General features: G+C 45.4%; 20 protein-coding genes. 16 read left to right on the forward strand and 4 right to left on the reverse strand.

From position 1 onward, the window contains the following. Positions 1–107 precede the first annotated feature (107 nt). From dut to HQR03_RS05070, 3 genes are all read right to left on the reverse strand, one after another. Complete coding sequence (gene dut / locus HQR03_RS05060; RefSeq protein ID WP_173239388.1) at positions 108–572, reverse strand: dUTP diphosphatase; 465 nt, start codon at positions 570–572, stop codon at positions 108–110. A gap of 165 nt (positions 573–737) precedes the next feature. After that, a complete protein-coding gene (gene mgtE / locus HQR03_RS05065; protein WP_173239389.1) occupies positions 738–2,141 on the reverse strand; it encodes a magnesium transporter in 1,404 nt (467 codons plus the stop codon). A 134-nt stretch (positions 2,142–2,275) separates the two neighbouring features. Further along, positions 2,276–4,309: a UvrD-helicase domain-containing protein gene (locus tag HQR03_RS05070; RefSeq protein WP_173239390.1), complete on the reverse strand. Its 2,034-nt coding sequence runs from the start codon at positions 4,307–4,309 to the stop codon at positions 2,276–2,278. 934 nt (positions 4,310–5,243) lie between these two features. Between HQR03_RS05070 and ndhC the strand changes: the two genes are divergently transcribed. From ndhC to HQR03_RS05140, 14 genes are all read left to right on the forward strand, one after another. Next, positions 5,244–5,864, forward strand: coding sequence for an NADH-quinone oxidoreductase subunit A (ndhC, locus tag HQR03_RS05075; protein ID WP_101211524.1), 621 nt, complete (start codon positions 5,244–5,246; stop codon positions 5,862–5,864). Positions 5,865–6,091: 227 nt separating this feature from the next. Further along, positions 6,092–6,760: a NuoB/complex I 20 kDa subunit family protein gene (locus HQR03_RS05080; RefSeq protein WP_010198893.1), complete on the forward strand. Its 669-nt coding sequence runs from the start codon at positions 6,092–6,094 to the stop codon at positions 6,758–6,760. Positions 6,761–6,929: 169 nt separating this feature from the next. Continuing rightward, a complete protein-coding gene (gene nuoC, locus HQR03_RS05085) occupies positions 6,930–8,705 on the forward strand; it encodes an NADH-quinone oxidoreductase subunit C/D (RefSeq protein ID WP_173239391.1) in 1,776 nt (591 codons plus the stop codon). Positions 8,706–8,888: 183 nt separating this feature from the next. Then, positions 8,889–9,398: an NADH-quinone oxidoreductase subunit NuoE gene (gene nuoE, locus HQR03_RS05090; RefSeq protein WP_173239392.1), complete on the forward strand. Its 510-nt coding sequence runs from the start codon at positions 8,889–8,891 to the stop codon at positions 9,396–9,398. Further along, positions 9,395–10,819, forward strand: a complete 1,425-nt coding sequence (gene nuoF, locus HQR03_RS05095; RefSeq protein WP_173239393.1) for an NADH-quinone oxidoreductase subunit NuoF — start codon at positions 9,395–9,397, stop codon at positions 10,817–10,819. The genes nuoE and nuoF overlap by 4 nt, the downstream gene beginning before the upstream one ends. Before the next feature lie 10 nt (positions 10,820–10,829). Then, positions 10,830–13,907 carry an NADH-quinone oxidoreductase subunit NuoG gene (nuoG, locus tag HQR03_RS05100; RefSeq protein WP_173239394.1) on the forward strand — a complete coding sequence of 1,026 codons (3,078 nt, stop codon included), beginning with the start codon at positions 10,830–10,832 and terminating at the stop codon, positions 13,905–13,907. Positions 13,908–13,959: 52 nt separating this feature from the next. Beyond that, positions 13,960–14,946: an NADH-quinone oxidoreductase subunit NuoH gene (gene nuoH / locus HQR03_RS05105; protein ID WP_037026128.1), complete on the forward strand. Its 987-nt coding sequence runs from the start codon at positions 13,960–13,962 to the stop codon at positions 14,944–14,946. 238 nt (positions 14,947–15,184) lie between these two features. Beyond that, positions 15,185–15,700, forward strand: a complete 516-nt coding sequence (gene nuoI, locus HQR03_RS05110; RefSeq protein WP_420825602.1) for an NADH-quinone oxidoreductase subunit NuoI — start codon at positions 15,185–15,187, stop codon at positions 15,698–15,700. Further along, positions 15,697–16,428 (forward strand): NADH-quinone oxidoreductase subunit J, encoded by a 732-nt coding sequence (gene nuoJ, locus HQR03_RS05115; protein WP_101211531.1) that lies wholly within the window; start codon positions 15,697–15,699, stop codon positions 16,426–16,428. The genes nuoI and nuoJ overlap by 4 nt, the downstream gene beginning before the upstream one ends. Before the next feature lie 98 nt (positions 16,429–16,526). After that, positions 16,527–16,835: an NADH-quinone oxidoreductase subunit NuoK gene (gene nuoK / locus HQR03_RS05120; RefSeq protein WP_025653102.1), complete on the forward strand. Its 309-nt coding sequence runs from the start codon at positions 16,527–16,529 to the stop codon at positions 16,833–16,835. A 4-nt stretch (positions 16,836–16,839) separates the two neighbouring features. After that, the gene (gene nuoL / locus HQR03_RS05125; protein WP_173239395.1) at positions 16,840–18,714 is read left to right on the forward strand and encodes an NADH-quinone oxidoreductase subunit L; all 1,875 of its coding nucleotides are present in this window, start codon (positions 16,840–16,842) and stop codon (positions 18,712–18,714) included. 1 nt (position 18,715) lies between these two features. Next, positions 18,716–20,344: an NADH-quinone oxidoreductase subunit M gene (gene nuoM, locus HQR03_RS05130; protein ID WP_173239396.1), complete on the forward strand. Its 1,629-nt coding sequence runs from the start codon at positions 18,716–18,718 to the stop codon at positions 20,342–20,344. A gap of 3 nt (positions 20,345–20,347) precedes the next feature. Continuing rightward, the gene (gene nuoN / locus HQR03_RS05135) at positions 20,348–21,826 is read left to right on the forward strand and encodes an NADH-quinone oxidoreductase subunit NuoN (protein ID WP_025653105.1); all 1,479 of its coding nucleotides are present in this window, start codon (positions 20,348–20,350) and stop codon (positions 21,824–21,826) included. A 171-nt stretch (positions 21,827–21,997) separates the two neighbouring features. Further along, positions 21,998–22,828 (forward strand): ferredoxin--NADP reductase, encoded by an 831-nt coding sequence (locus tag HQR03_RS05140; protein WP_173239397.1) that lies wholly within the window; start codon positions 21,998–22,000, stop codon positions 22,826–22,828. A 108-nt stretch (positions 22,829–22,936) separates the two neighbouring features. Here the strand turns inward: HQR03_RS05140 and HQR03_RS05145 are convergent, their stop codons facing one another. Then, on the reverse strand, positions 22,937–23,734 hold the full coding sequence (locus HQR03_RS05145) for a hypothetical protein (protein ID WP_173239398.1): 798 nt from the start codon (positions 23,732–23,734) through the stop codon (positions 22,937–22,939). A gap of 772 nt (positions 23,735–24,506) precedes the next feature. Between HQR03_RS05145 and HQR03_RS05150 the strand changes: the two genes are divergently transcribed. Then, a complete protein-coding gene (locus HQR03_RS05150; RefSeq protein ID WP_173239399.1) occupies positions 24,507–25,394 on the forward strand; it encodes a TonB family protein in 888 nt (295 codons plus the stop codon). A gap of 190 nt (positions 25,395–25,584) precedes the next feature. Then, entirely contained in the window at positions 25,585–26,460 is an 876-nt protein-coding gene (locus HQR03_RS05155; RefSeq protein WP_173239400.1) for a mechanosensitive ion channel family protein, read from the forward strand. The last annotated feature ends 92 nt before the right edge of the window (positions 26,461–26,552 follow it).

Genomic DNA, 26,552 nt, shown 5'->3' on the forward strand with positions numbered 1-26,552 from the left:
TGTCGTAATAAATGGGCTAGTGGTGAAACAAAAAATCGCTGATTATTTTTATTGCTGCGATTGATGCTAAATGAAAATCCAATAATGCTTAATGCTTATATTCAATGCTACTGACGACCAGAATGTCCAAAACCACCCGCACCGCGCGCGCTTTCGTCACTAAATTCTGCCACCACTGCAAACTCTGGGCGGGCGACGGGTACGACCACATACTGTGCCATACGTTCTGCTGGGTTGAGTACAAAGTCTTCATTGCTGCGATTCCAAATACTGACCATCAGCTCACCTTGATAATCGGCATCAATCAAGCCGACCAAGTTACCCAAAACGATACCATGCTTATGACCCAGACCTGAACGCGGTAAAATCATCCCCGCAAAATTGGGATCTTGAATATAAACGGCGAGGCCAGTACCTATTAAATGCGTGGCACCTGCTTTAATCGTTAAAGGCTCGTCAATGCAAGCACGTAAGTCAATACCGGCACTGCCATCGGTGGCGCGCGTTGGTAGAGAAAATGCTTTATCTTCAGTGATTTTAGGGTTTAATACTTTGACTTGTACAGCTTGCATAACGCACTCACTTAACGATGTTTTGATTTAAGTTGATTTTATGTTTTATAAATAGAACGAATCACATTTTTAACTTTGAGTTTTTAAATATACTTAACAGCAACTATTATTATAAATAGCTGCTGATTTTTAACTTTTGGTATTTAACTTCTAATAACGGTTTTACTAAAGAATCAGCACGCTTGCCAAGCCCAAGAATGACATAAAGCCGACGATATCAGTCACGGTGGTTAAGATAACCGAAGCGGACAGCGCAGGATCGATATTCATGCGTTTCAATGCTAATGGAATACTAATGCCCGATACATTGGCAGCGGTCATATTAATGGCAATAGCAAAACCGATCACCGAGCTAATTTTAATATCATGAAACCACAGTTGCGCGATAAACGCCATAATTATCGCCCAGATGATACCGTTTATCGCACCGACCCACAGTTCTTTATTGAGTAACCACAGACGGTTAGAACCACCGATTTGACCCATCGCCATACCGCGAATGACCACAGTCAGCGTCTGCGAGCCAGCGATGCCGCCCATACTGGCAACCACGGGCATCAATATCGCCAGCGCCACCACTTGCGCCAATACTTCCTCGAACTGACCAATCACCGCTGCCGCTAAAAGCGCGGTACACAAGTTGATGCCAAGCCAAATACTACGGCTTTTGGCACTGGTTAAAATAGGCGCAAACAGCTCTTCATCTTGGCTGACACCAGCAAGATTTTTCATGGTGCTGTCGACATCATCTTGGATAATTTCCATGATGTCTTCGCCATTTAATTGACCAACCAGCTCGCCATGACTGTTAATCACTGGCGCAAAACGAATGTCTTCTGAACGAAAAATCGCGGCAGCATCTTGAATGTCTAAGCGGTCGTTAATGGTAATCGCATTATCAATCAGCGCGGAGACCAAGGTATTTTGATCATGCTTGATCAAGTCGACCAAACTGAGTAGCCCAAGTAACTGCTGACCTTGATCGACGACCAGTAGCTCTTGGCTTTGATCATCAAGTAAGTCGTCGTTTTCGCGTAGCCAGTGCTGTACTTGCGCCAGACTAATATCATCCTTTACTTGGATGAGGTCGGGGTCCATATAGCTACCAACTTCCCAGTCGGCATAGGTATCGAGCTTATTAACCTGAATCCTAATATCTTCATCTAAAGTCGCCATGACTGAGGTACGCACGCTCTCAGTAACGGTGTCTAGAATTTCAGAGATATCTTGCGCATCAAGGTCTTGAGTAAAAAGTGATATCTCTTTTGAAGAGATGTTTTCCATCAAGGGCTGGCGCGTATCTACGTCCAGCTCAGCGAGGACTTCACCTCTTAAATTGTCAGGGACTTGCGCCCAGATAATGCGCCGCGCTTGCGTCGGGAAGGATTCGAGTAGGTTGGCAATCTCATACTCTGACTGCTTGATTAAGAACTCAGCGATGTCGCTATGCGAGTCTTTAGCGACCAGTTCCTGTAGATATAACAGCTTATATTCGGCACTATATTCTAACGGATTATAATCTGCCTGCAAGGTTGGCTGACGATCAGGAGTAGGCGTGGGAGCAGGCATAATCGTTCCAAAGTAGTGAGTGAATAGTTTTTTTGCCAACCATTAACCTCATGCTAATGGTGTGGCGCTCAATGTAACATGGCTAGTGGCTAGTGCATGTTCTAGCCACTAGCCATGTTACGATTTTTATCGGTCTAGCGTTTACCCAGCAAGGCACGAATATTGGCCAAATATTCATCAGCGACGGCTTCTGGATCTTTGGTCGCTTTTTTCTTTTTCGCTTTGGCCGGCCAGTCGATATGATCTTCTGGTAATTCATCTAAAAAGCGTGATTCAGAGGTCACGCGCATCTGCCCACCGGCGCGGCGCTGAGTCGCTAAAGTCAACGTCAGCTCACGACGGGCTCGGGTAATACCTACATACATCAAACGCCGTTCTTCTTCGACCGTCTCGCTCATGATAGAGTTGCGATGTGGCAGCATCTCTTCCTCAAGGCCCATGATATAAACGAAATCAAACTCCAGACCTTTTGCCGCATGCAAGGTCATTAGGTTGACCTTGTTGGTGTTTTCTTCTTCTTGCTGTTGCTCAAGCATGTCGAGTAACACCAGCTTGCGAATAATGGTATCAATCGTCCGGTCTTCATCTTCTTCCGCGCGATTAATCAACGATTGGATACTGGTATAAAGCATATCGATATTATCGATACGGTTCTTTTCTTGTTGCGGCGTTTTGGCGTCGCTACGCACGAAGTCAATATAACCGGTCTCATCAATCATCTGGCGCACGATTGGCACAGGGTCAGGGTGTTGATCCAGCTCGCGAGTATAATGCTCAATGAACTCACCAAACTCTTTTATCGTGCCATAAGCCTTCGATGGCAAGACGTGAGCCAGACCAGCGTGCGTGCAAGAGGCTAATAACGAGATGCTATGCTCTTGCGAAAATAGACCAAGCTTTTCGAGGGTCGCAGGTCCCATACCGCGCTTCGGTGTATTGATGATACGTAAAAATGCGCTGTCGTCTTCTGGGTTCAAAATCAGACGCAGGTAGCCCATAATGTCTTTGATTTCACTACGGGCAAAGAACGACTGACCACCCGATAGCTTATAAGGCACTTGCAACTGGCGCAATTGCGCCTCCAGCATGCGCGCCTGAAAGTTACTGCGATACAGAACGGCATACTGCTCCCATTCATTACCAAAACGCAATTTATGCGTGACGATTTCTTTTGCCACGCGCTCAGACTCGTCGTCGTCATTACGGCAATTAATAATGCGAATCTTTTCGCCTTGCCCTTTATCTGACCACAGTTTCTTTTCGAATAAATGCTCGTTATTCATAATAACGGCGTTAGCAGAAGTCAAGATGCGCGTGGTCGAGCGATAGTTTTGCTCAAGCATGACGATTTTAAGCTTTGGAAAATCTTCTTTTAGTAGCGCCATGTTTTCAGGCTTAGCGCCTCGCCAAGCATAGATAGACTGGTCATCATCGCCAACCACAGTAAAACGCCCTTGTGGCCCGACCAAATATTTAATCATCTCATACTGCGCGGTATTGGTATCCTGATATTCATCGACGAGCAAATAACGAATACGGTTTTGCCACTTATCACGCAGTTCTCTATTTTCACGTAATATCTTGGTTGGCAATACAATCAAATCGTCAAAATCGACAGCATTATAAGCACGCAAGTTACGCTCATAAAGCGCATATAACGTCGCGAAAATCATATCTTCTGGATCGTCTAGCGTTTCCATCGCCTTATCGGGCTCGACCAAATCATTTTTCCAATCGGAAATCATTTTGATGGCTTTACCGACCAACTCGCGGCTTTCAGCGCCACTCAAGTTGTCGCGCATCATCAGCTCCATCAGCAAGCGCTTACTGTCGTCGCTGTCCATGATAGAGAAGTTACCTTTTAGAGGCGTATGAATCAGCTCATAGCGTAAAAACTGCAGACCAAATTGGTGAAAAGTTGATACCGTTAGGCCACGCATCTTATCGCTTGGTAGCAATTTACTGACACGCGCTTTCATTTCACGCGCCGCTTTATTGGTAAAGGTCACCGCCGTTATGCGCTCAGCTGGCATGTTGCATTCTTCGATCAGATACGCAATCTTGCGCGTAATCACCGACGTCTTACCGGAGCCAGCACCTGCTAGTACGAGCAATGGGCCCGATACGTAGAGCATCGCTTCTTGTTGTTTGGGATTAAGTTGACTCATAAGGTGACCTGTAAGACAAAAGCAAAAAAGAGGGCAGAGCTAAGACAGTCAATCCAAAATAACATCAGTACAAGACAAGGAAACCGAATGCAAGCTATACCTTAGTATAGTAATCGAGGTCGAGGCTGTAGTGATTTTATAGTGGGCAGACTATAGCCGCATAGCTAAAAGAGCGCGGTATATATCATTAAAATTGATAGCGGAGCGATATTTTTAAATACATAAATCAGATAATAACGCTAATAAAATCTACAGTTTATTGACTATGTGTCATTGAAATTAGGTGGGCTATTATAAAGCAAAAACCACCACTTTGGGGAAGGAGTTAGCTAATGATAGTGGCATGATAAAGCATGCAGTATTTGGCAGCTAAAGTGCTAACAGTGGCTAGCGGTAAAAATTGATGACAGTTGACCATAAAATATAATTATTTGACATCAATATAAGGTAACGTCTATATCATAATTTATAATAAAAAAAATATGTTTTTTTTGCCTATAAAGTGACCGTACAATACAGTTAAAAACTAGCTTTTGGGCCATGATATGCGTATAGTACGTAAATAATTTATGCCAGTTGTCACGTCATTATTGACCACGTGTAATGAGCTATTAAATCAATTAAATAAAACATCAAATATGATATTGATTTAATACGTTGATCTTACGTTGTTAGAAGATGCGTTAGGCGACCAGCTTTCTCCGCGCGCGTACCGGAAATTCTACAGTTGGTCACGTCTGACACCGTCGTCAATAAGCTTGATAATTGGTTATTACCAGCACAGTACCTATAATAGTCATTGAGTTACTTGTATAAAGTGGCTCACTGACAGTTACTTTGTGTTTTCGTCTGCGTTACGCCTGTCGTAAGACTGCCTTAATTGGTGCATCTGCGCTGCGCTTAACACTCGATTGGGTGAGGAGCACGTATTATCATGTCTGCTTTTAATTGGTCAGCAGTTGCGTTTATTTTAGCCGCTATCGGGCTAGTTGTCTTTATGCTGGTCGTTCCGCGCTTACTTGGCGGTCGCTCTCATGGCTCACAAAAAGAAGAAGTATTTGAAGCGGGTGTTGTCGGATCTGGCAACGCCCGTATTCGTTTGTCTGCAAAATTCTATTTGGTGGCCATCTTCTTCGTTATTTTTGACTTAGAAGCGCTGTACTTATACGCTTACGCTGTTTCCGTTCGTGAAACTGGCTGGGCGGGGTTTATTGCGGCGGCGACCTTTATCATTGATTTGTTAATTGGTCTGGTATACGCTTTAAGTCTGGGGGCTCTAAACTGGGCACCTGCTGACAAATTGCGTAAAAAAGTACGTCTCTATACTGCGCCTGCTGGCTTTAACTTAGCAGACATCACCAAGTTTGATGGTGTCGATGAGCTGATGGTCGACCCGACTGGTAAGATACCCGCGCAGTCCTCAGGACAGATTAATGTCTCAAACAATATTGAGACCAATCGTCGTCATTTACAAAATATCGATCATATTAATACCACAGGTAATGTTACTTCTGTGGACTTTGCGACGTCTGCGCATCAGGATAATAAGCGCTAACTATTTTGCTTATAGTTATTGGCTTTTAAAACTGATATCTAGGTTTGATAATAGGTTTGATAAAAAGTTATAAAGATCAAAGCTAGTGGCAACAATATGATAACGACAAGATTGTAAAGAATATGGCAGTCGATTTATATTAATGGTCACTTATTAATAATAGAAGTTATGGCGCTAGTGAAGACAAGATAATTGCCACGCTGAGCCTAATATAAAGGTTGTATGTTATGAAATACACATTAACAAAAGCCAACCCTGATGCAGATGTCTATCCTGCACAGACCAGTCAAACAGTCAACGATCCTATCGAAGACGAAGTCAATAAAAACGTCTTTATGGGTCGTCTTGAAGACCTCGTTCATTCAACAGCAAACTGGGGGCGCAAGCACTCATTATGGCCATTTAACTTTGGTACGTCTTGCTGTTACGTCGAATACGCCACTACTTTAACCGCGGTTCATGATTTGTCACGCTTTGGGGCAGAAGTTATTCGTGCTTCACCGCGTCAGGCCGATGTGATGATCGTCGCTGGTACTTGCTTCGTCAAAATGGCCCCCGTTATTCAGCGCCTCTATGAGCAAATGCTTGAGCCAAAATGGGTCATCTCGATGGGTGCTTGTGCCAACTCGGGCGGTATGTATGATATCTATTCTGTTGTGCAAGGCGTGGATAAAATAATACCCGTCGATGTCTATGTACCGGGTTGTCCGCCGCGTCCAGAAGCGTTGATTCAAGGTTTGATGCTGCTACAAGAATCTATTACCAAAGAGCGTCGTCCGCTGGGTATTCATGTCAATGAGCAGGGTATTTATAAGCCACAAATGACCCCTGAGCGTGACCGTAAGCAAGCGGATCGTATCGCGGTCAAAAACTTACGTAGCCCAGATAGCATTTAAGTTACAGACAGTATTTAAGTGTTAGAGAGTATTTAGATTCACAGCAAAAATCCAAAATTTTATGCGCTTATCATAGCTCAGTTACGATTGACATAGCTTGGTTATGACTGACATAGCTCGGTTATGACTGACATAGTTTAGTTATGATTAATGAAGGAATGCATCATTCATGGTCACGGTAGTCGAAAACACAGATCCTAAGATTAAGCCTGTTCCAGCAGTTATCAAAGAGCTAGAGCATAAATATGCTGGCAAATTCGTGGTACAGCACACTGTTGATGAGATTCCAACGGTTTGGGTAGCGCGTGCTGATTTGCTGGATATTCTCTTATTCCTGCGTAAATTGCCAAAACCCTATGTCATGCTCTTTGACTTGTCAGCGATAGATGAGCGTTTGCGCCAACATCGCCAAGGCATGCCCGACAGTGACTTTACGGTGTTTTATCACTTAATGTCGTTTGAGCGTAATAGTGATGTGCGTATCAAGGTGGCACTGAGCGAAGACGATGTCAATGTACCGAGCGCCACCCAAATTTGGCCAAATGCCAACTGGTACGAGCGCGAAGTGTGGGATATGTTTGGTATTGTCTTTACAGGTCATCCGCATCTGACTCGCATCTTATTGCCTAAGTACTGGGAAGGTCATCCACTACGCAAAGAGTATCACGCGCGGGCGACTGAATTTACCCCTTACTTCTTGAATACCGCCAAGCAACAATACGAGCAAGAAAACCTGCGCTTTGTCCCAGAAGAGTGGGGCATGAAACGCTCAGGTCGTGATGAAGACTTTATGTTCTTGAACATCGGTCCTAACCATCCTTCTGCTCATGGTGCGTTCCGTTTGGTACTTCAGCTTGACGGCGAAGAAGTCGTCGATTGCATCCCTGATATCGGCTATCACCATCGCGGCGCCGAAAAGATGGCGGAGCGTCAAACATGGCACTCATTTATTCCTTATACCGACCGTATTGATTATCTCGGTGGAGTAATGAATGAGCTGCCGTACATCATGTCGGTTGAAAAGCTCGCTGGGATTACCATTCCACCACGCGCTGAAACCATCCGCGTGATGATGAGTGAGTTTTTCCGTATTACCAATAACTTGCTGTTTGTCGGTACTTTTATTCAGGATGCGGGCGGTATGACGCCAGTATTCTATATGTTTACCGATCGCCAAAAAGCCTATGACGTCATCGAAGCGGTCACTGGCTATCGCATGCATCCCGCTTGGTTCCGCATCGGCGGCACTGCTGCTGATTTGCCACGTGGTTGGCAGCGTCTGGTTCGTGAGTTCTTAGACTGGATGCCAAAACGTTTGGATGAGTATGTTAAAGCGGCATTGCAAAACAGTGTGCTTAAAGGTCGTACCCAAGGCGTCGCGCAATATAATGCTAAGCAAGCGCTAGCTTGGGGCGTTACTGGTGCTGGCTTGCGTGCCACTGGCGTAGATTTTGATCTACGTAAAGCACGTCCGTATATGGGCTATGAAAACTACGATTTTGAGATACCAGTCGGCTACAACGGTGATGCTTATGATCGCTGTATGGTAAAAGTCGAAGAGATGCGTCAGTCGTTGCGTATTATCCGTCAATGTATGGACAATATGCCACAAGGCCCTTATAAAGCCGACCATCCATTGGCAGTACCGCCACCAAAAGACCGTACCTTGAATGACATCGAAACCTTGATTAATCACTTTATCTCCGTCTCTTGGGGCCCTGTGATGCCAGCGGGTGAGTGTACGACGATTGTGGAAGCGACCAAAGGTCTAAACAGTTATTACATCACCTCAGATAAAGCGACGATGAGCTATCGTACTCGTATCCGTACGCCGACATTTGCGCACCTGCAGCAGATGCCATCGGTGATTAATGGCTCATTGGTATCCGATGCCATTATGTATTTGGCATCGATTGATATTGTGATGGCGGATTGTGATCGCTAGTGCTTTCACCTAAGAATAGAGCTTTGCTCAAAGAGTTATAGTTTTAAAAAAAGATAAGTTAATCAATATATTACTGCCAAATGGCACACCAAAATGCTGTAATATTTCAGTGCAATGATAGTCAATGTTTAGACAGTCGTTGTAGTGTGATAAAGCGTGATGAGTGAGGAAAGATAAAAGATTATGAAAATTGTTTCCGATAAAATGCCAAAAGTAGATGTGGCAAGTATCCTCACTGCTGAGGAAATTGCTGCCATTCATGAGTTTATGCACCATTACCCACAAGCACGTGCTGCCTCGTTAGACGCGCTAAAAATCGTGCAAAAGCGCAACGGTTGGGTCGATGATGCGCAAGTGAATGCTATTGCTAATATCTTAGATATTCCGATGTCAGATATGGACGGTGTTGCCACGTTTTTTAACCGTATTTATCGTCAGCCTGTCGGTCGTCACGTCATTCTCATTTGTGATTCAGTGGCTTGTTATTTGACCGGTTATGAGGCGTTATCGGCTGAAATCAGATCGCAATTAAATATTGAGTACGGCCAGACGACTGCTGATGGTCGTTTTACGCTATTACCGATTTGCTGTTTGGGTAACTGTGATAAAGGTCCTGCGGTGCTGATAGATGAAGACACTTATGGTCCTGTCCAGCCCTCCGAGGTCGCGCAATTATTGGAGCTATACGCATGAGTTTAACGATTTCAGAGCAGATTGCTCGTCGCGGTCAAGGCCAAGCGCCAAGCCAGCTAAATGCACAGCGTGTTCCAATTTATGGCGATAAAGCAACCGCTACTAGCGAAACCAAACCGCTTACATGGCGTTTGGCGCATCATGACGCGGTACTTGATTTATCCACTTATGAATCTCTAAAAGGCTTCACAGGTTTAAAAGAAGCCTTATCTAAATCGCCCAAAGCAGTCGGTGATATGATTAAAGCGGCCAACGTCAGAGGTCGCGGCGGTGCAGGCTTTAATGCTGGTTTGAAATGGACGTTTATGTCGCCACCAGATGGCTTACCGCGTTATCTCATCTGTAATGCGGATGAAATGGAGCCGGGTACTTTTAAAGACCGTCTATTAATGGAGCGTTTACCGTTTCAGTTGATTGAAGGTATGCTCATTACCGCGCATGCAATCGGGGCGACTGACGGTTATATTTTTATCCGCGGTGAGTATATTTTAGCCGCAGAGCGTTTGGTTACTGCTATCGAAGAATGCTTGGCCAATAATCTATTGGGCGCTAACATTCTTGGCTCAGACTTTAGCTTTAACTTGCATGTGCATACGGGTGCTGGACGTTATATTTGCGGTGAAGAAACCGCATTGATTAATTGCTTAGAAGGTCGCCGTGCCAATCCACGCACCAAACCACCTTTTCCACAAATCTCTGGCGCATGGGGCAGACCAACGGTTGTCAATAACGTTGAGACCTTATGCAATATGCCTGCGATTTTAAATCATGGCGTAGAGTGGTATCAGTCGTTGTCGGAAATCAAAGGCAAAAGTAAAACGCCAGGCACGAAACTGTTTGGGTGTTCAGGCTTAGTCAATGATCCCGGTCTGTGGGAGCTACCATTTGGCTATACCGCTCGTGAAATTATCGAAGATTTAGCGGGTGGTATGAAAGATGGTAAAAAGCTTAAAGCATGGCTGCCGGGCGGTGCCTCGACCGACTTTTTGACCGCAGAGCATTTAGATGTGGTGGTTGATTTTGACACGATTCAAGAAGCGGGTAGCCGTATGGGTACGGGGCTGATTATGGTCGTCGACGAAGCGCAAGATATGGTGCCGCTACTACGCAATCTCGAGATTTTCTTTCAACGCGAATCGTGTGGTTGGTGTACACCATGCCGTGATGGCCTGCCGTGGGGTGTCAAATTGCTTACCGCTATCAATGATGGCGAAGGGCAAGTGGGCGATGTCGAAAAACTAGAGGGCCTTACGCGTGACTTATGGATTGGTAAAACCTTCTGTGCGCATGCGCCGGGTGCGATGGAACCACTGATGAGTGCGATTAAATATTTCCGTCCTGAGTTTGATCAAAAAATCGCGCAGGCGGTTGGTGTCGATGTCATTGATGCGGCAGCCAATCAACAGCCAGAAGTGAAATAAGGAGAGCGGCATGGCAGTCATACATATTGATGGGACCACTGTCGAAGTAGATAGCGCAGATAACTTGCTACAAGCCTGCTTATCACTCGGCATTGATGTGCCGTATTTTTGTTATCATCCAGCCCTTGGCTCAGTAGGCTCGTGCCGTCAGTGCGCGGTCAAGCAATTCCAAAATAAAGAAGATATGGAAGCGGGTCGCGGTCGCCTCGTGATGTCATGTATGGTCGCTCCTGGCGATGATATGTACATCTCTGTGACTGACGATGAAGCCAAAGCATTCCGCAAGTCGATGGTTGAGTTACTCATGACCAACCATCCACATGACTGTCCAACTTGTGAAGAGGGTGGACATTGTCATTTGCAGGACATGACCTATATGTCAGGTCATAGCCGTCGTCGCTATCGCTTTACCAAACGCACCCATCATAACCAAGAGCTTGGGCCATTTATCGCCCATGAGATGAACCGTTGCATCGCTTGCTATCGCTGTGTCCGTTTTTATAAAGACTATGCGGGCGGCGAAGATTTGGGTGTTTATGGCTCAAACAATCGCGTCTATTTTGGCCGTGACAAAGATGGTCAGTTTGAAAGCGAGTTCTCAGGCAACTTAACCGAAGTATGCCCAACGGGTGTATTTACCGATAAAACGCATTCTGAACGCTATAACCGCAAATGGGATATGCAGTACGCACCAAGCATCTGTCATGGTTGCTCAGCAGGTTGTAATATCTCACCAGGTGAGCGTTATGGTGAATTGCGCCGCATCGAAAACCGCTATAACGGCGAAGTAAACCGTTACTTCTTATGTGATCGTGGTCGCTTTGGTTATGGCTATGTCAATCGTGATGATCGTCCAACCCAAGCGCTTGAACGCATCAATGATAAGCATGTCAAAATTAATATTGACTACGCTCTTGATGAAACCATCAAACGTATCAAAGATAAAAAAGTCATTGGTATTGGCTCGCCGCGCGCCAGCCTTGAGACTAACTTTGCGCTAAAAAATCTGGTCGGCTTTGATAACTTCTCAACAGGTCTGAATCATCAGCAACAAGCACTGGTCAATAAATGCATCGAAGTGCTTAGCACGGAAGGCATTTATAACCCTAGCATGACCGATATCGAAACGCATGATGCAGTGCTCGTATTAGGTGAGGACATCACGCAAACCTCATCACGAGTGGCGCTATCAGTACGCCAAGCCGCAAAGAACGAAGGCCTAAAAATGGCGGCGGCGCTGCAAACGCAGCCTTGGCTTGCTGAACCAGTTAAGCGTATCGCGCAAGATGCATTAAGCCCAGTTTATGTCATTGATGTGACCCAAACCAAGCTAGAAGACATCAGTAAAGTGAGCGTAGTCGCGACACCTGAAGACATCACTAAACTTGGTTTTAAAGTCGCTGATGAAATTGCTAACTTCGCTGATGATTTAGCAGAAGTAGCGGACCCACAAGCGGCTGAACAAGACGCTAATGTGGATGCGATGCAAGCATTGGCTCAGCAGATCGCTTATGATTTGGTTCAAGCGGATAAGCCATTAATCATCTCTGGTACTAGCCTGTCGTCTACCGCATTAATAGAAGCGGCGGCACAGATTACTCAAGCATTAACACAAAAACGTGCTGCGATTAAAGCAACGGAACAGCAGCAAGTTGAGGCACATAATGAGCAGGTTCGCGCCGCTGAAGCACAAACAGCAACTGCTCAGCAAAGCGAAGACAAAGACTTGTCTGCTAAACCCAACAAACCGGAAACGGGCGTTGATACAGAAGCACAAGACGATGTCGAGCGTGAGCCTGCAACCAAGCTTGAGCTAAAAGAAGTGAATGATAGCTATCATGCGCAAGCCGGTATCTATCTAACGGTTCCTGACGCTAACAGCATGGGTGTGTCCATGCTCGGCGGTCAGTCAGTCGAAGAATTGTTAGCGACTGATTTTGATGTCGTCATCGTCGCTGAAAACCAGCTGACTGATGCAATCGATGCCAATAAATTGACGCAGCTATTATCTGATAAAACCGTCATTGCACTGGATCATCAGCTACTTGATTGGCATAAAGACGTCGATATCGTATTACCAGCCGCAAGCTTTGCAGAAGCGGACGGCACATTGATATCTGCTGAGGGTCGTGCCCAGCGCTTCTTCCAAGTTTATGATAACGAATATTATCATCCGATGAGTAGCATCAAAGAAGGCTGGCGCTGGCTGCACGCGGTACATAGCAGTATTGAAGGTCGCGACGTCGATTGGACACAGCTTGATGATGTTATTAATGCACTAATCGCTACGCATCCTAAGCTTGCTGGTATCAAGAATGCTGCGCCTGATGCTGATTACCGTATGACGGGTCTAAAGATTGCCCGTCAGCCGCGTCGCTATTCAGGCCGTACCGCCATGCGGGCCCCAATCTCAGTCCATGAGCCAATGCAGCCAAAAGATTTGGATACTGGTTTAACCTTTTCAATGGAAGGCTATAGTGGCAAACAAACACCAAGCTCGATGATTCCTTTTGCCAATGCGGCAGGTTGGAACTCACCGCAAGCGTGGAATAAGTATCAAGACAAAGTGGGCGGCAGTCTAAAAAATGGTGATCCCGGTGTACGCTTATTTGATCAATTAGAGCGTTTAGCCATGCGTCAATATGTTGCACCAGAAGCGATGTCTGCAACCACGACCGACATGCAGCAGGGACAGGCTAAGCTTGTGCCTATTTATAATATTTATGCCAGCTCGATGATGGCATCACGTAGCCCAATCGTAGCTGAGCAATTGCCTATCGCGACATGGCGTATTGGTATGGACGATGCCAAAGACTGGAATATTGCAGCTGGTGATTACTTAGCCATTGAGATTGATAAGCAGCAAATCACCTTGCCGGTACAGATTGTCGGTTATCTAGCAGAAGGTTGTATTGGTTATCCGGTTGGGCAGGTGAGTATTATTCATCCATCCATGCCAGCATCAGTACGTAAGGTTGATGCGCCAGTAACGATGATGGGCAGTATGGCTAATGACAGCTCTTTAACTGCGAATACTAACGATACAGCGTCAGTAGACAACGCGCCGACCACTACACAGGAGGTGTAATATGCAAGTTACCCGTATTATCCCTGATGTGCCAAGCTTCTTAGCGAGTAGCATGAGCTTTGATACTTGGTCGATACTTTTTTTGGTCGTACAATCTTTGGTTATCTTTTTAGTGGTAGTCATTGTTGCAGCGTTGATGATTGTCTATGAGCGCCGTATGTTGGCGCTTTGGCAAGACCGTTATGGTCCAAACCGTGTGGGACCTTTTGGCTCTTTGCAACTGGTCGCGGATATGCTCAAAATCTTCTTTAAAGAAGATTGGACGCCCAATTTTACCGACAAATTTATATTTACTCTAGCACCTGCAGTGGCCATGTTTACTGCATTGGCATCGTTCGCAGTTATTCCTATCTCACCAACACTGGGTGTGGCTGATTGGGATATCGGTATCCTGTTTTTCTTTGCGATGGCAGGTATCGCTGTTTATGCCGTTATGTTTGGTGGCTGGGCATCGGCTAATAAATTTTCGTTACTCGGTGGCTTACGGTCTGCGGCACAAACCATCAGTTATGAAGTATTCTTGGGTTTATCGTTGATGGGTGTCGTCGCCTTGACCGGCTCATTTAACTTACGCGAGATTGTCGAGTCACAAATTGATGGCTGGTATATCATTCCACAGTTTTTCGGATTTTTGACCTTTGTCGTGGCTGGTGTGGCTGTTACGCACAGACATCCATTTGATCAGCCAGAAGCAGAGCAAGAGCTGGCCGAAGGGTATCATGTTGAATATTCAGGCATGAAGTTTGGGATGTTCTTTATCGGCGAATATGTCAACGTCGTTTTGATTTCTGCATTAATGACATGTTTATTCTTCGGTGGTTGGCTTGCGCCTTTTAACCTAGATATTCCATTCATTCCACCCGCTTTTTGGTTCATGATTAAGACGCTATTCTTTATGACCATGTTCATTCTGGCTCGAGGCTCACTCATGCGTCCGCGCTATGATCAGGTGATGAACTTTGGCTGGAAAGTCTGCCTGCCCGTCACGCTGATTAATTTATTGGCTACTGCGGCAGTCATATTGCTGATGATGGATTAAAGGCATTGACGTAATATCATTGCGGTAGTTTGGAATGAAGAACACGTTTCTTATTTTATAAGTTTGTTTGTGGTAGATACATCCGTGATTTTTCGGATAGAAATGAGGTGATTGCTCGTATTGGTGAGCAACTTTATCCATATTTGGGATAAACCTAATCATTTAGCATTGCAAATATGCAAAGGAAAGTTCCATGTTAGCAACTTTTTTTACGGCCATAAAAAAGATCGTCATTGGTATGTTTACCATTGTACGCAGTATGTGGATGGTTAACAGTCATGCTCTTAGGCCACGTGACACCATCCTTTATCCTGAAGAGCCGGTACCGGTACCGCCGCGCTTTCGTGGACGTATTATATTGTCTCGCGATCCTGATGGTGATGAGCGCTGTGTAGCTTGTAACTTATGTGCCGTGGCCTGTCCAGTCGGCTGTATCTCCTTACAAAAAGCGGAGCGTGAAGATGGTCGTTGGTATCCGGAGTTTTTCCGTATCAACTTCTCGCGCTGTATTTTTTGTGGCCTATGCGAAGAAGCCTGTCCGACGACCGCGATTCAAATGACCCCCGATTTTGAGCTGGGTGAATATAAGCGCCAAGATTTGGTCTATGAAAAAGAGCATTTGCTGATTTCAGGACCGGGTAAATATCCCGATTATAACTATTATCGTGTGACGGGTATGGCGGTAGCGGACAAACCAAAAGGCGCTGCTCAAAATGAAGCAGCACCGATTGATCTAAGGAGCTTGCTGCCATGATGAATATCTTGAACAATCCTGAACTGGCAGGTTTTTATGCGCTTGCCGCGGTGGCTATCTTTGCCAGTCTACGGGTAGTTACCCATGCCAATCCTGTACACGCTATTTTGTCGATGATTGTGTCTTTATTGGCGGTCGCTGGCATATTTTTTGTGCTGGGTGCGCCATTTGCTGGGGCGTTAGAAATTGTTGTTTACGCTGGCGCAATTTTAGTGCTCTTCGTCTTTGTTATTATGATGCTCAACTTGGGTATGAGTAATGATGAGCGTGAAGAGCGCTGGCTCGATGCAGGCACTTGGGCAATACCGACAGGGTTGACGATCGTTATCGCCGTTGTGCTCTATGCGCTGATTGGTCTTAATCACGACGAAGCAGCCGTCATTGGTGGTATGAGTGTTCCTGCTAAAGCAGTGGGTACTGCCTTATTTAGTAAGTATATTATGTTGGTAGAAGTCGCTGCTTTGTTATTATTAGCGGCGCTAGTGGCTGCGTATCATGTGGGCAAAGAGTCGAGTGATGATGAAATTGTCGGCAATGACAGTCAGGACTTTAAGCCCAGTGTGGGCAGTATCACCCAATACGATAACGATAGCACTCATACTGAACATGATGCGGTAAAAATGGCTAAACCCTACGAATATAAAGATGTCGATCCACATGACTACGTTGGTAAGAAGGTAAGTATGCAGGTGGGTATGAAGAAAGTCACGCGCAAGGAGTCTGACTGATGGTACTAGCAGCAAGCGTGGCACAAGACGTGTCGAACGTGCCGTTTGCCCATGAGGTAGCAGGCTTAGTACAGCCCGCTGCCGCGGCGCAGAATGTACTGGGTATGATACCCATGAGCCACGGACTAATTTTGGCGGGAATTTTATTCGCCATTGGTCTGTGCGGTGTCATGGTACGGCGTAACTTTTTATTTATGCTAATGAGCCTTGAGATCATGATGAACGCGGCAGCCTTAGCGTTTGTGGTCGCAGGCAGTCGCTGGGTCGATCCGGATGGACAAATTATGTTTATCTTTATTTTGACGTTGGCAGCCGCTGAAGCCTCTATTGGTCTGGCAATATTATTACGTTTTTATCATCAGCGTGGGCATCTCGATGTCGATAGCGCCAATGAGATGAAAGGATGATGTCATGAGTTTATTACCATTAACCTTTATATTCCCGCTCGTTGGCTTTTTGATTTTAGCCTTTATGCGTGACAAATTATCAGAGCAAGTAGCCGCGATTGTCGGTGTCGGTAGTATGCTGCTATCAGCGCTATGCACACTGGTGGTCAGCTATACTTTTTTAACGACGCATCCTGCGGGCACGGTCATTGAGGTTCCGCTATGGACTTGGTTCCAAGTGGGAGACTTTGCACCAAGCTTTGGCTTGAGCTTTGACGGTTTAGCATTAACGATGACAGGTGTTATTACTGGCATTGGCTTTTTAATCCATCTATTTGCGGCATGGTACATGAAAGGCGATACAGGCTTTGCCCGTTTCTTTAGCTATATGAATTTGTTTGTCGCCAGCATGCTATTGCTAGTCTTGGCAGATAACCTGTTCTTGCTATATCTCGGCTGGGAAGGCGTTGGTATTTGTTCGTACTTGTTGATTGGTTTTTATTATCATGACCGCGCTAATGGTCGTGCAGCGATGAAAGCCTTTACCGTCACCCGTGTGGGTGATGTGTTCTTAGCCTTTGGTTTGTTTTTATTATTCCGCGAATTTGGCACGCTTAATATTCAAGAGATTATTACGCGCGCTCCGGAAGTGTTTGATATTAACAATCCAACGATGATTCTAACGACCATGATGCTCGTTGGTGGCGCGATGGGTAAATCAGCGCAGCTGCCATTACATACGTGGCTTGCCGATGCGATGGCAGGTCCGACGCCAGTTTCGGCATTGATTCACGCGGCAACGATGGTCACGGCAGGGGTTTATTTAATCGCCCGTCTGCATCCACTTTTCCTGCTGACGCCTGGTATTTTATTATATTGGGTCGGCGGCGTTGGAGCACTGACGTTGGTCGTTGCTGGCTTTTGTGCACTGGCGCAAACTGACATCAAACGTATCCTTGCTTATTCGACTATGAGCCAAATTGGCTATATGTTCTTAGCACTTGGTGTGGGCGCATGGCAAGGAGCGATTTTCCATTTGATGAGCCATGCTTTCTTTAAAGCGTTGCTATTTTTATCATCAGGCGCGGTCATTTTGGCGGTACACCACGAGCAAGATATCTTTAAGATGGGTGGCTTACGCAAAAAGATTCCATTGGTGTTTTGGTGTTATATCATCGGTGGCGGTGCGCTGGCTGCGATACCTTGGGTCACCGTTGGCTTTTATTCTAAAGAAGCCATTCTGTGGGAAACCTATGCCACTGGTCATCAAGTTTTATTCTATATGGGTGTATTCGGTGCTTTCTTAACCGCGCTTTATACTTTCCGTATGATTTGGATTGTGTTTTTTGGCGAAGAAAAAACCCATGCGCACAAGTTGTCAGGGGTGTCATATTGGTTACCACTGACTGTATTGCTGGTGTTATCAACTGCGGTCGGCGCATTGATTACTCCGCCATTGCAAGGGGTGCTGCCAGAGAGCGTTGGACACTTATTAGAAGTTGCTGGTCAAGCGCATGCCAAGCACACCGCAGAGTATATCGCGATGGGTGCGATGCTCGCAGGGCTTGTCTTAGCAGCACTATTATATGTGGTGGATAAAGGTCGTACACTCACACGCTTTAAGCGCTCACGTATCGGCGGTGCGTTATATCATTGGTGCTACCACGGTCTGGGCTTTGATGCGCTATACGATATAATTTTTGTAAAACCCTTTTTGTTCATCGGCCGCTTATTTAAAGCCGATCCTGTCGATAAATCGTGGCTCCTATTACCTAAGCTGGCATCGGCTGGTAATAGGGTATTGTCTGCGACGCAAACAGGGTCACTTCGAGGTTACGCTACAAGCTTTGGCTTGGGCATGGCTGTATTGCTGGTGCTGGTAATGATGACGGTGGTATAAGATGATTGAGTTACAACAAACGTGGATGCTACCAGCATTGATTGCAATTCCGTTTATTGCTGGATTGCTGTGTTGGCTGGTAGAGCGCTTTAATAAACGTCTGCCGCGCTGGATTGCTTTAATTGGTATGACGTTGACTTTTGCTTTGTCACTGGTACTGTGGCAATACGGTGATTTTGGTGGTATGAGCAAGCAGGTGATTGCACCAGATGCTGCTGTGCCTTGGGTCGCTGAATTTATGGTGCCTTGGATACCGACTTTTGGTATTAGTTTTCATTTAGCGATGGATGGTTTGTCGCTTATGATGGTGGCTCTTACAGGGCTACTGGGTATCGCAGCAGTGGCCTGTTCGTGGAATGAGATTCAGCGCCGCGTTGGTTTCTTTCATCTAAACTTGCTGTGGAGTTTGGGCGGCGTTATCGGTGTTTTCTTAGCGATTGACTTGTTTTTATTCTTCTTCTTTTGGGAGATGATGCTGGTTCCTATCTACTTCTTGATTGCTATTTGGGGTCATGATGTGGTCGGTGGCAAGACCAAAGAATACGCGGCAACCAAGTTCTTTATCTATACCCAAGCGTCTGGCCTCATCATGTTGGTCGGTATCTTGGTACTGGTCATCATTAGCTACGCACAAAAAGGCGTGGTCAGCTTTAATTATAATGACTTGCTCGGTACCTCGCTTGGCGGTTGGGAATATCCCATCATGCTATGCTTCTTTATTGGCTTTGCGGTCAAGCTACCGATTGTTCCCTTTCACGGCTGGCTACCTGACGCCCATGCGCAGGCACCAACCGCTGGTTCAGTGGATTTGGCAGGGGTACTGATCAAGACCGCCGCTTATGGTTTGATTCGTTTTGTCTTACCACTGTTCCCAGCCGCATCACAAGATTTTGCGCCAATAGCCATGACCTTGGGTGCGATTGGTATTTTTTATGGCGCATGGCTAGCCTTTATGCAGACCGATATGAAGCGCCTGCTGGCTTATACCAGTATCTCGCACATGGGTTTTGTGGTATTGGCAATCTATGCAGGTACGTTGCTCAGCTTGCAAGGTTTGATGATTCAAATGCTGGCCCATGGCTTAAGCTCAGCGGCTCTATTTATTATGGCAGGGCAGTTGTACGAGCGTCTGCATACCCGCGATTTAACCTTAATGGGCGGTATGTGGGGACAATTCCGCTACTATGCACCGATACTGATGTTCTTCTGTGCCGCTTTGTTAGGTATTCCAGGTACTGGTAACTTCATCGGCGAGTTCATGATCTTATTAGGCGCATTTGCTCAGTATCCCGTGTTTGTGATATTGGCCACCTTTAGCTTGGTATTGGCAGGGTTGTACTCGCTTATCTTGATTCATAGCGCGTTGTTTGGTACCAATAATGTTAAAGAATTGGCCATGCGCGAGACCAAATCACACGGTTTACCGAGCCGCAAATTAAAAGATTTGGGCAAACGTGAGCTGTCATTATTACTGATGCTCGCCGCAGGCTTGGTCTGGCTCGGACTGTATCCACAGCCGTTCCTTGATACCTCAAGCCACGCGATGCAGTGGATTAATAATGCCTATATATATAGTCAAGTGACACAAGTAGACGCATCGCAGCTGCTTGATGCAATGGAGGCACGTTAAGTCATGAATGAATTTACGATGAATGATTTGATGGGACTGATGCCTTATGCACCGATCATTGCCGTCGTCATTACGGTATTACTGGTAATGATCGCCATCACTATTAAACGCTCACATATGATAACCGGCACTATTACAGTCGTTGGTCTCAACATTGGTTTGTTTACGTTAATTGGGCAAATGGCAGGCATCATCACTAGTGGGTCGCAGTTACCAGTCGCCGAGCAGCTTTTTGTGATTGATAACTTTGCGCAGTTCAACATGGTAGTGATATTGATCTGTGCGCTGGCTTGTTGTACGTTGTCTTATGCTTATTTGGCTGATTTCAAAGACAATAAAGATGAGCTGTACTTGCTCATGCTGCTATCGACCACTGGCGCGCTGCTCATGGTCTGTGCTCAGCATATGGCATCGTTCTTTATGAGCTTAGAGCTGCTCTCAGTGCCACTCTATGGTCTGTTGTCTTATACTTACATGCGCAATCGCTCGCTTGAATCAGGGCTTAAGTATCTGGTGCTGTCAGCAACGGCATCGGCAACCTTGCTCATGGGCATGGCCTTTATCTATGCGCAAGTCGGCACGTTGGCCTTTAAACCGATTAGTATTATGTTGGGTGACGTGTTTGAGTCGCCACTATTAATACTCGGTGCGGCAATGATGATGTTCGGTATTGCGTTTAAACTGTCGGCTGCACCCTTTCATATGTGGACGCCCGATGTTTACGAAGGCGCACCGGCACCGATTGCCACGTTTTTAGCATCGGTATCAAAGGTCGCTATGATGGCGCTTGCAGTACGATTCTTAATCGATACGTCTTTATTGGCATTACCGTCGGTACAGATGTTACTGATGGTTATGGCGACCTTATCGATTTTGGCGGGTAACTTGTTGGCAGTCCGTCAGACTAGCCTAAAACGCTTATTGGGTTATTCATCCATTGCGCATATGGGTTACGTGCTTATTGTCATCGTCAGCATTGGTACGGCAGCGGATAGTATTTCTAGCATGTATATGGCCGTTTATGCGTTTACCTCTATCGGTGCTTTTGGTGTGGTGACCTTGATGTCGAGCCCGTATCGATTGGCTGGTGAAGCGGATGAGCTGACCCATTATCAAGGGCTGTTTTGGCGTCGTCCGGTGCTGACCGCTGTTATGACAATTATGATGTTGTCATTGGCTGGTATTCCACTGACGGCAGGCTTTATCACTAAGTTGTTTGCGATATTGGCTGCGGTACAAGGCACGCATTGGTTCTTGGCGGCTATGATTATCTTGGGTAGTGCCATTGGCTTGTTCTATTACTTGCGCGTGATGCTTACCTTATTTAAACGTCCTAAGCAATTTATCGAGTTTGACGTCGCTGGACAATGGGGTATTCGTACCGGTGGTATCATGGTGATTGCCGCGACTGCGCTGATTGTCTTCTTCGGTATCTTGCCAAACACCTTAATTGAGTGGGCAAGTCTGGCTCGTATTTGGTAATACTATTATAAATGTAAGGTAAGTCGCTGCATTTTTATGGAGCTGCTTATCTGCTGTTACGGTTAGAAAAACAAGATGCGCCCGCTTTATGATAAGCTTGGCGCATCTTTTTTTGTACTTTTTAAATTCTTATAAGTATAAATCTTAATAAAATATGAGTGACGAATGATTATGAGTGACAATATCCAAAGCGTGACGGTACTGAGTAAAACCACTTGGACCCCGAATTTGTTTAGCTTTACCGTCAGCCGTCCAGATAGTTTTAAATTTACGGCGGGGCAATTTGTACGTTTGGGTGTCAATCCGAGTCAATTAAAATATTATCAGCAGCAAGGCGAGTCTGCCAAAGATGCACCTAATGCTGCATTGAATGAAGATATCTTTCGTGCCTATTCTATCGTCTCATCTCCTTTTGATGAGGTATTAGAGTTTTTCTCTATCGTGATTCCTGATGGCGCGTTCACCTCGCAGCTGCAGCACTTACAAGTGGGCGATGAGCTATTGCTCAATACCATGCCGTTTGGTTTTTTAACCTTGGCCCGTTATCAAAAGCCGTTGCCAAAAGACTTATGGCTGCTGGCGACAGGTACGGGCTTGGCACCGTTCTTGTCGATGCTACAAGACTTGCAAACGTGGCAGGATTACGATCATATTGTCTTGGCGTATAGTGCGCGCTCGATAGAGGAGCTGGCTTATGTCGAGCAGATTGAACGCTTGCAAGAAGACTTCGGTACACTGGTTGATAATCCAGCAAAGCTTATCTTTATCCCAATCGTTACTCGTGAGCCTGTCGGTGGTGCATTGTCAGAGCGTCTGCCGAAGCTGCTGCTAGAGGGTACGTTGCAAGCGCGCGCGGGTATCGCATTAGATATTGATACTACGCATGTCATGCTATGTGGCAACCCAGATATGGTAGAAGATACCAAAGAGGCATTAAAGACACTGGGACTAGTAATGAATCGCCGCGGTGAGGGTAATATTGCCGTAGAGAACTACTGGTAGTTGACGACTTTAATAAAAAAACGCTGCATCTATAAGGCCAATAACCTCTAAGCTGCAGCGTTTTTTTATGGGATAAAACATTGTCTTATGGGATGAAACATTAGCGACTTACTCTTGGCTTGGTTCAGTCGCATCGTCTACAGGGTTAATAGGGCCTTGCATCAATTCAGGATCATCATCATCACCGATGATATCTTCGTTACTGCTGGCCGCCAGTAAATCACGATAGTTGATTTGAGCCTTCAAAATCATTTGCTCTTCTTCTAGCTCGCCATAATTTATCTGTACCTTATGCAAGGTACTCATGATTTTCTTGTTCTTCTTCAGCCAGCGATGGATATCGAGATAAATCACTTCGTCTTTTGCGCGAGCAATATTGACGTACGACAGAATAAAGCCTAAAGGGTCTTTTTTGAGGACGCTATGATAAAACCAAATCGCCAGTTTGACGCCTTGACGTTTCACGAAAGATTCGCAGCGCAGATTCAATATATCGGTATAAGTTTGCTGACCAAATACAAAGCGCTGCACATTGCGATCGAGTTGGACGTGAACTAAGCTAAAGTTACTTGCCACCTCGGCATAGATGCCGCCTGCATTGACAGTGCAGTACAAACGAAACCAATCCTCATGCATCTCGACACGTAGCTCTAAGATGGCTTTGACATTGTCGGTCACGAACTTTTGCAGGGCATCATTGACATAGATTTGTGCTACTGGCAGCGATAGCTCGTCCTCAAACTTGTCAGTCGTTCTGTTATATATATTCTTAATAGTCTGGGTCAGGCGCTCCCAACCATCGCTGAATGACTCGTCAAAACGATAGCCGATACTATCGAAGAAGTCATCGAAGCTGTCTGAATTATTCATGTTATCAAAATCACTCAAACTTATTATCCTTATCATTATCGGGCAGCAACATCAGAGGCGACGCAAAGTAGCGTTTATGAAAAATAGCGTCTATAAAATAGAAAACGTCTTGTAAAAGTCAGACATGCTACATGAGTTCAAAGTAGTTTTGGCTCAAAAAATGGTCACTATAAAACGGGTTTAAATGACATATATTGATACTAGGGCGTGTCCTCAATTCAAGCGATGAACCTCTAAATGAGCTAAAAATGGCTAAATTTTGTCAAACGTCGTCAAAGAGCTGGGCAATATCTCGATATTATCTGCGCTGTTTTCCTTGATTGACTGCAATTTATTTCATTTTTATCTCCATTTTTCAAAGGAGGACACGCCCTAAGCTTAGAGCAGCGCTATGTCATATACAATAGAAATTCACGATTGTTAGGGTAATACCTACTATTTATTATTGTCATCATTAGAAACAGTATATAACAAATCAGCAGCATGCAAAATGAACACATGCGTTTTGTCGCTATTCATTTAAACCTATTGCAGGTTAATAAACTAATAATGTACCCCTGTTAACAGATATTCGTCATAAAACTGTCTCACCCTCGCTAGGTTATGACTTTGCCAAAAAATGCCAAAATGATGCAATGTGTGCTAGCAACGGTTATGCTAGCGACATAATTATGTGTCATGTTATGATAGCGCCGACATATGCTCATGTGCTTTAAATAGCGCGCGCCAACATTACAATCATATTGTCTGCACCCTTATATTTATAAATAACTATAAGCTCGCTCATACCTAAAAGCTGAGACCAATTGTGGCCTATATCAAAGACTCGCAAAGCTACCACTTTTCAGCGCAAACCCCTAAGCGTGATATTAGCTTGCCTGTTGCTATTGTCATCGCCGTTGCCGTCCATGCGGTGATTATTTTTGGTATCAGTTTTTCGATGGGCAAAGACCCTGCCGCGATGATGCAAGACGTGGCCAAGGCACTCACCGATAATATGCAGCCGAATGAAGATGCGCATTTTATTGCCAATGCCTCCCAAGAGGGCGGTGGCACAGTGCGTGAACCGTTGCGGCAAGAGAGCGATCAGAGTAGTCCGCTCTCTGCTGAGCAAATGAGCGAAACGCAAGATGTGATCAGTTTGCAGCGCCAAGTGCGCCAGCAGCGCTATCAAGAGAGCTATCTGCGTACCACGCTGAGTTGGCGTCAGGCCACTGTAGAGTCGGATAATGACAGCGAGCAAGCGCAAGATGACGCGATGGCGCAAGAAGAGCGGCTACGTAAGCAGATTGCTACCTTAGAAGCTCAGCTATCTCAGCGTCAGCAGGTCTACGCGACCAAATCCAAAGTCGTGACCATGGATAGTAACTCGACCACACGGGGTGCGGCAGCAGATTATATCAATACGTTCCGCGAGCATGTCGAGCGAGTGGGTAACTTACACTATCCTGTACAAGCGCGCGCCCAAGGCATTACGGGTGAAGTACGCCTTATGGTTATCATAAGTAACGACGGTAATATCAAAGCCATTCGTTTGCTTGAAAGCTCAAACTCTACGATATTGGATGAAGCGGCCAAGCAGTCGGTACGACAAGCTGCACCCTTTGGTAAATTCACCGAAGACATGAACGATATCGTCGAGCTGCGCTTGATACGTACTTACCGCTATAGTGATACAGTCGAAGTAACGTACTAAGGTTAATGTATTCATGCACTAAGAAGATAGGTGCTAAGAAGACAAGCACTAAGAAAAAAGCTACTGAAATTAAAGTTACTGAAAAAATGTCACTGAAAACACAACTGTTAAGAATAACGCTTAACGCACTATTTTTTATCATCACAGATATCCAAGTTCATAACACACAGCTATAAAATAAAGAGTCAGTATGGAATTTTTAGGTTTTACCGTCGATGTCGCTACCTTAACGAGCAATGCCCTAGAGCTGGTCATTAAAGTCGCTTTAGCAATACTTATATTTATCGTTGGACGTTGGCTTGCCAAAAAGGCAGTCGCTTTTTCCGATCGCTTGATGACGCGTAGCCATCTGGACGAGACAGTTGCTAGTTTTTTAAGTCGCCTATTGTATGGCGTGCTACTGGTCGTGGTGATTTTAGCTGCACTTAGCAAAGTCGGTGTACAGACTACGTCGGTCGTCGCAATCTTAGGTGGTGCCGCTGTTGCCGTTGGTTTGTCACTAAAAGACCAGTTATCAAATTTTGCCGCTGGTATTATGATTGTGACGTTTCGTCCCTTCGTACGCGGTGATTTTGTGCAGATCAGCAGTTACACTGGCACCGTCACTGAGATTACGCTAGTCAATACGCATATTACGACGACCAACAATCACGATATTATTATTCCTAATAGCAATATCACTACCTCAGCGGTCATCAACTATACGGCGTTGCCCAATCGGCGTGTCGATATCACAGTAGGTATCGGCTATGATGCCGATATTAAAACGGCAAAAGAGGTCATGCTAAGTTTGGCTAGAAATAATGCAATGGCCTTTACGGACCCTGAGCCCATCGTACGGGTGACCAACCTAGGTGATAACTCGGTTGATCTGACTTTAAATGTCTGGACGACTAACGCCGACTGGTGGTCAATGCAATGTGACTTGCTTGAACAGTTTAAACATGCGCTTGATGATGAGAAAATTGAGATTCCATTCCCGCAGCGCAGTGTCCATGTCAAAGGTCTAGATCAAATGATTAACCAAATGGGTGAGGCACAAAAGCTAACCATGACTAAAGACTAACCAAAGATTGGCCGCATAAATTTAACTGTTTATTAACTTATCGCTTAATAACCGTTATTAACTTAACGGTTATTAAGTTAAACAGCCATTAA

The organism is Psychrobacter okhotskensis (genome assembly GCF_013248965.1).
In the GTDB taxonomy this organism is placed as follows: domain Bacteria; phylum Pseudomonadota; class Gammaproteobacteria; order Pseudomonadales; family Moraxellaceae; genus Psychrobacter; species Psychrobacter okhotskensis.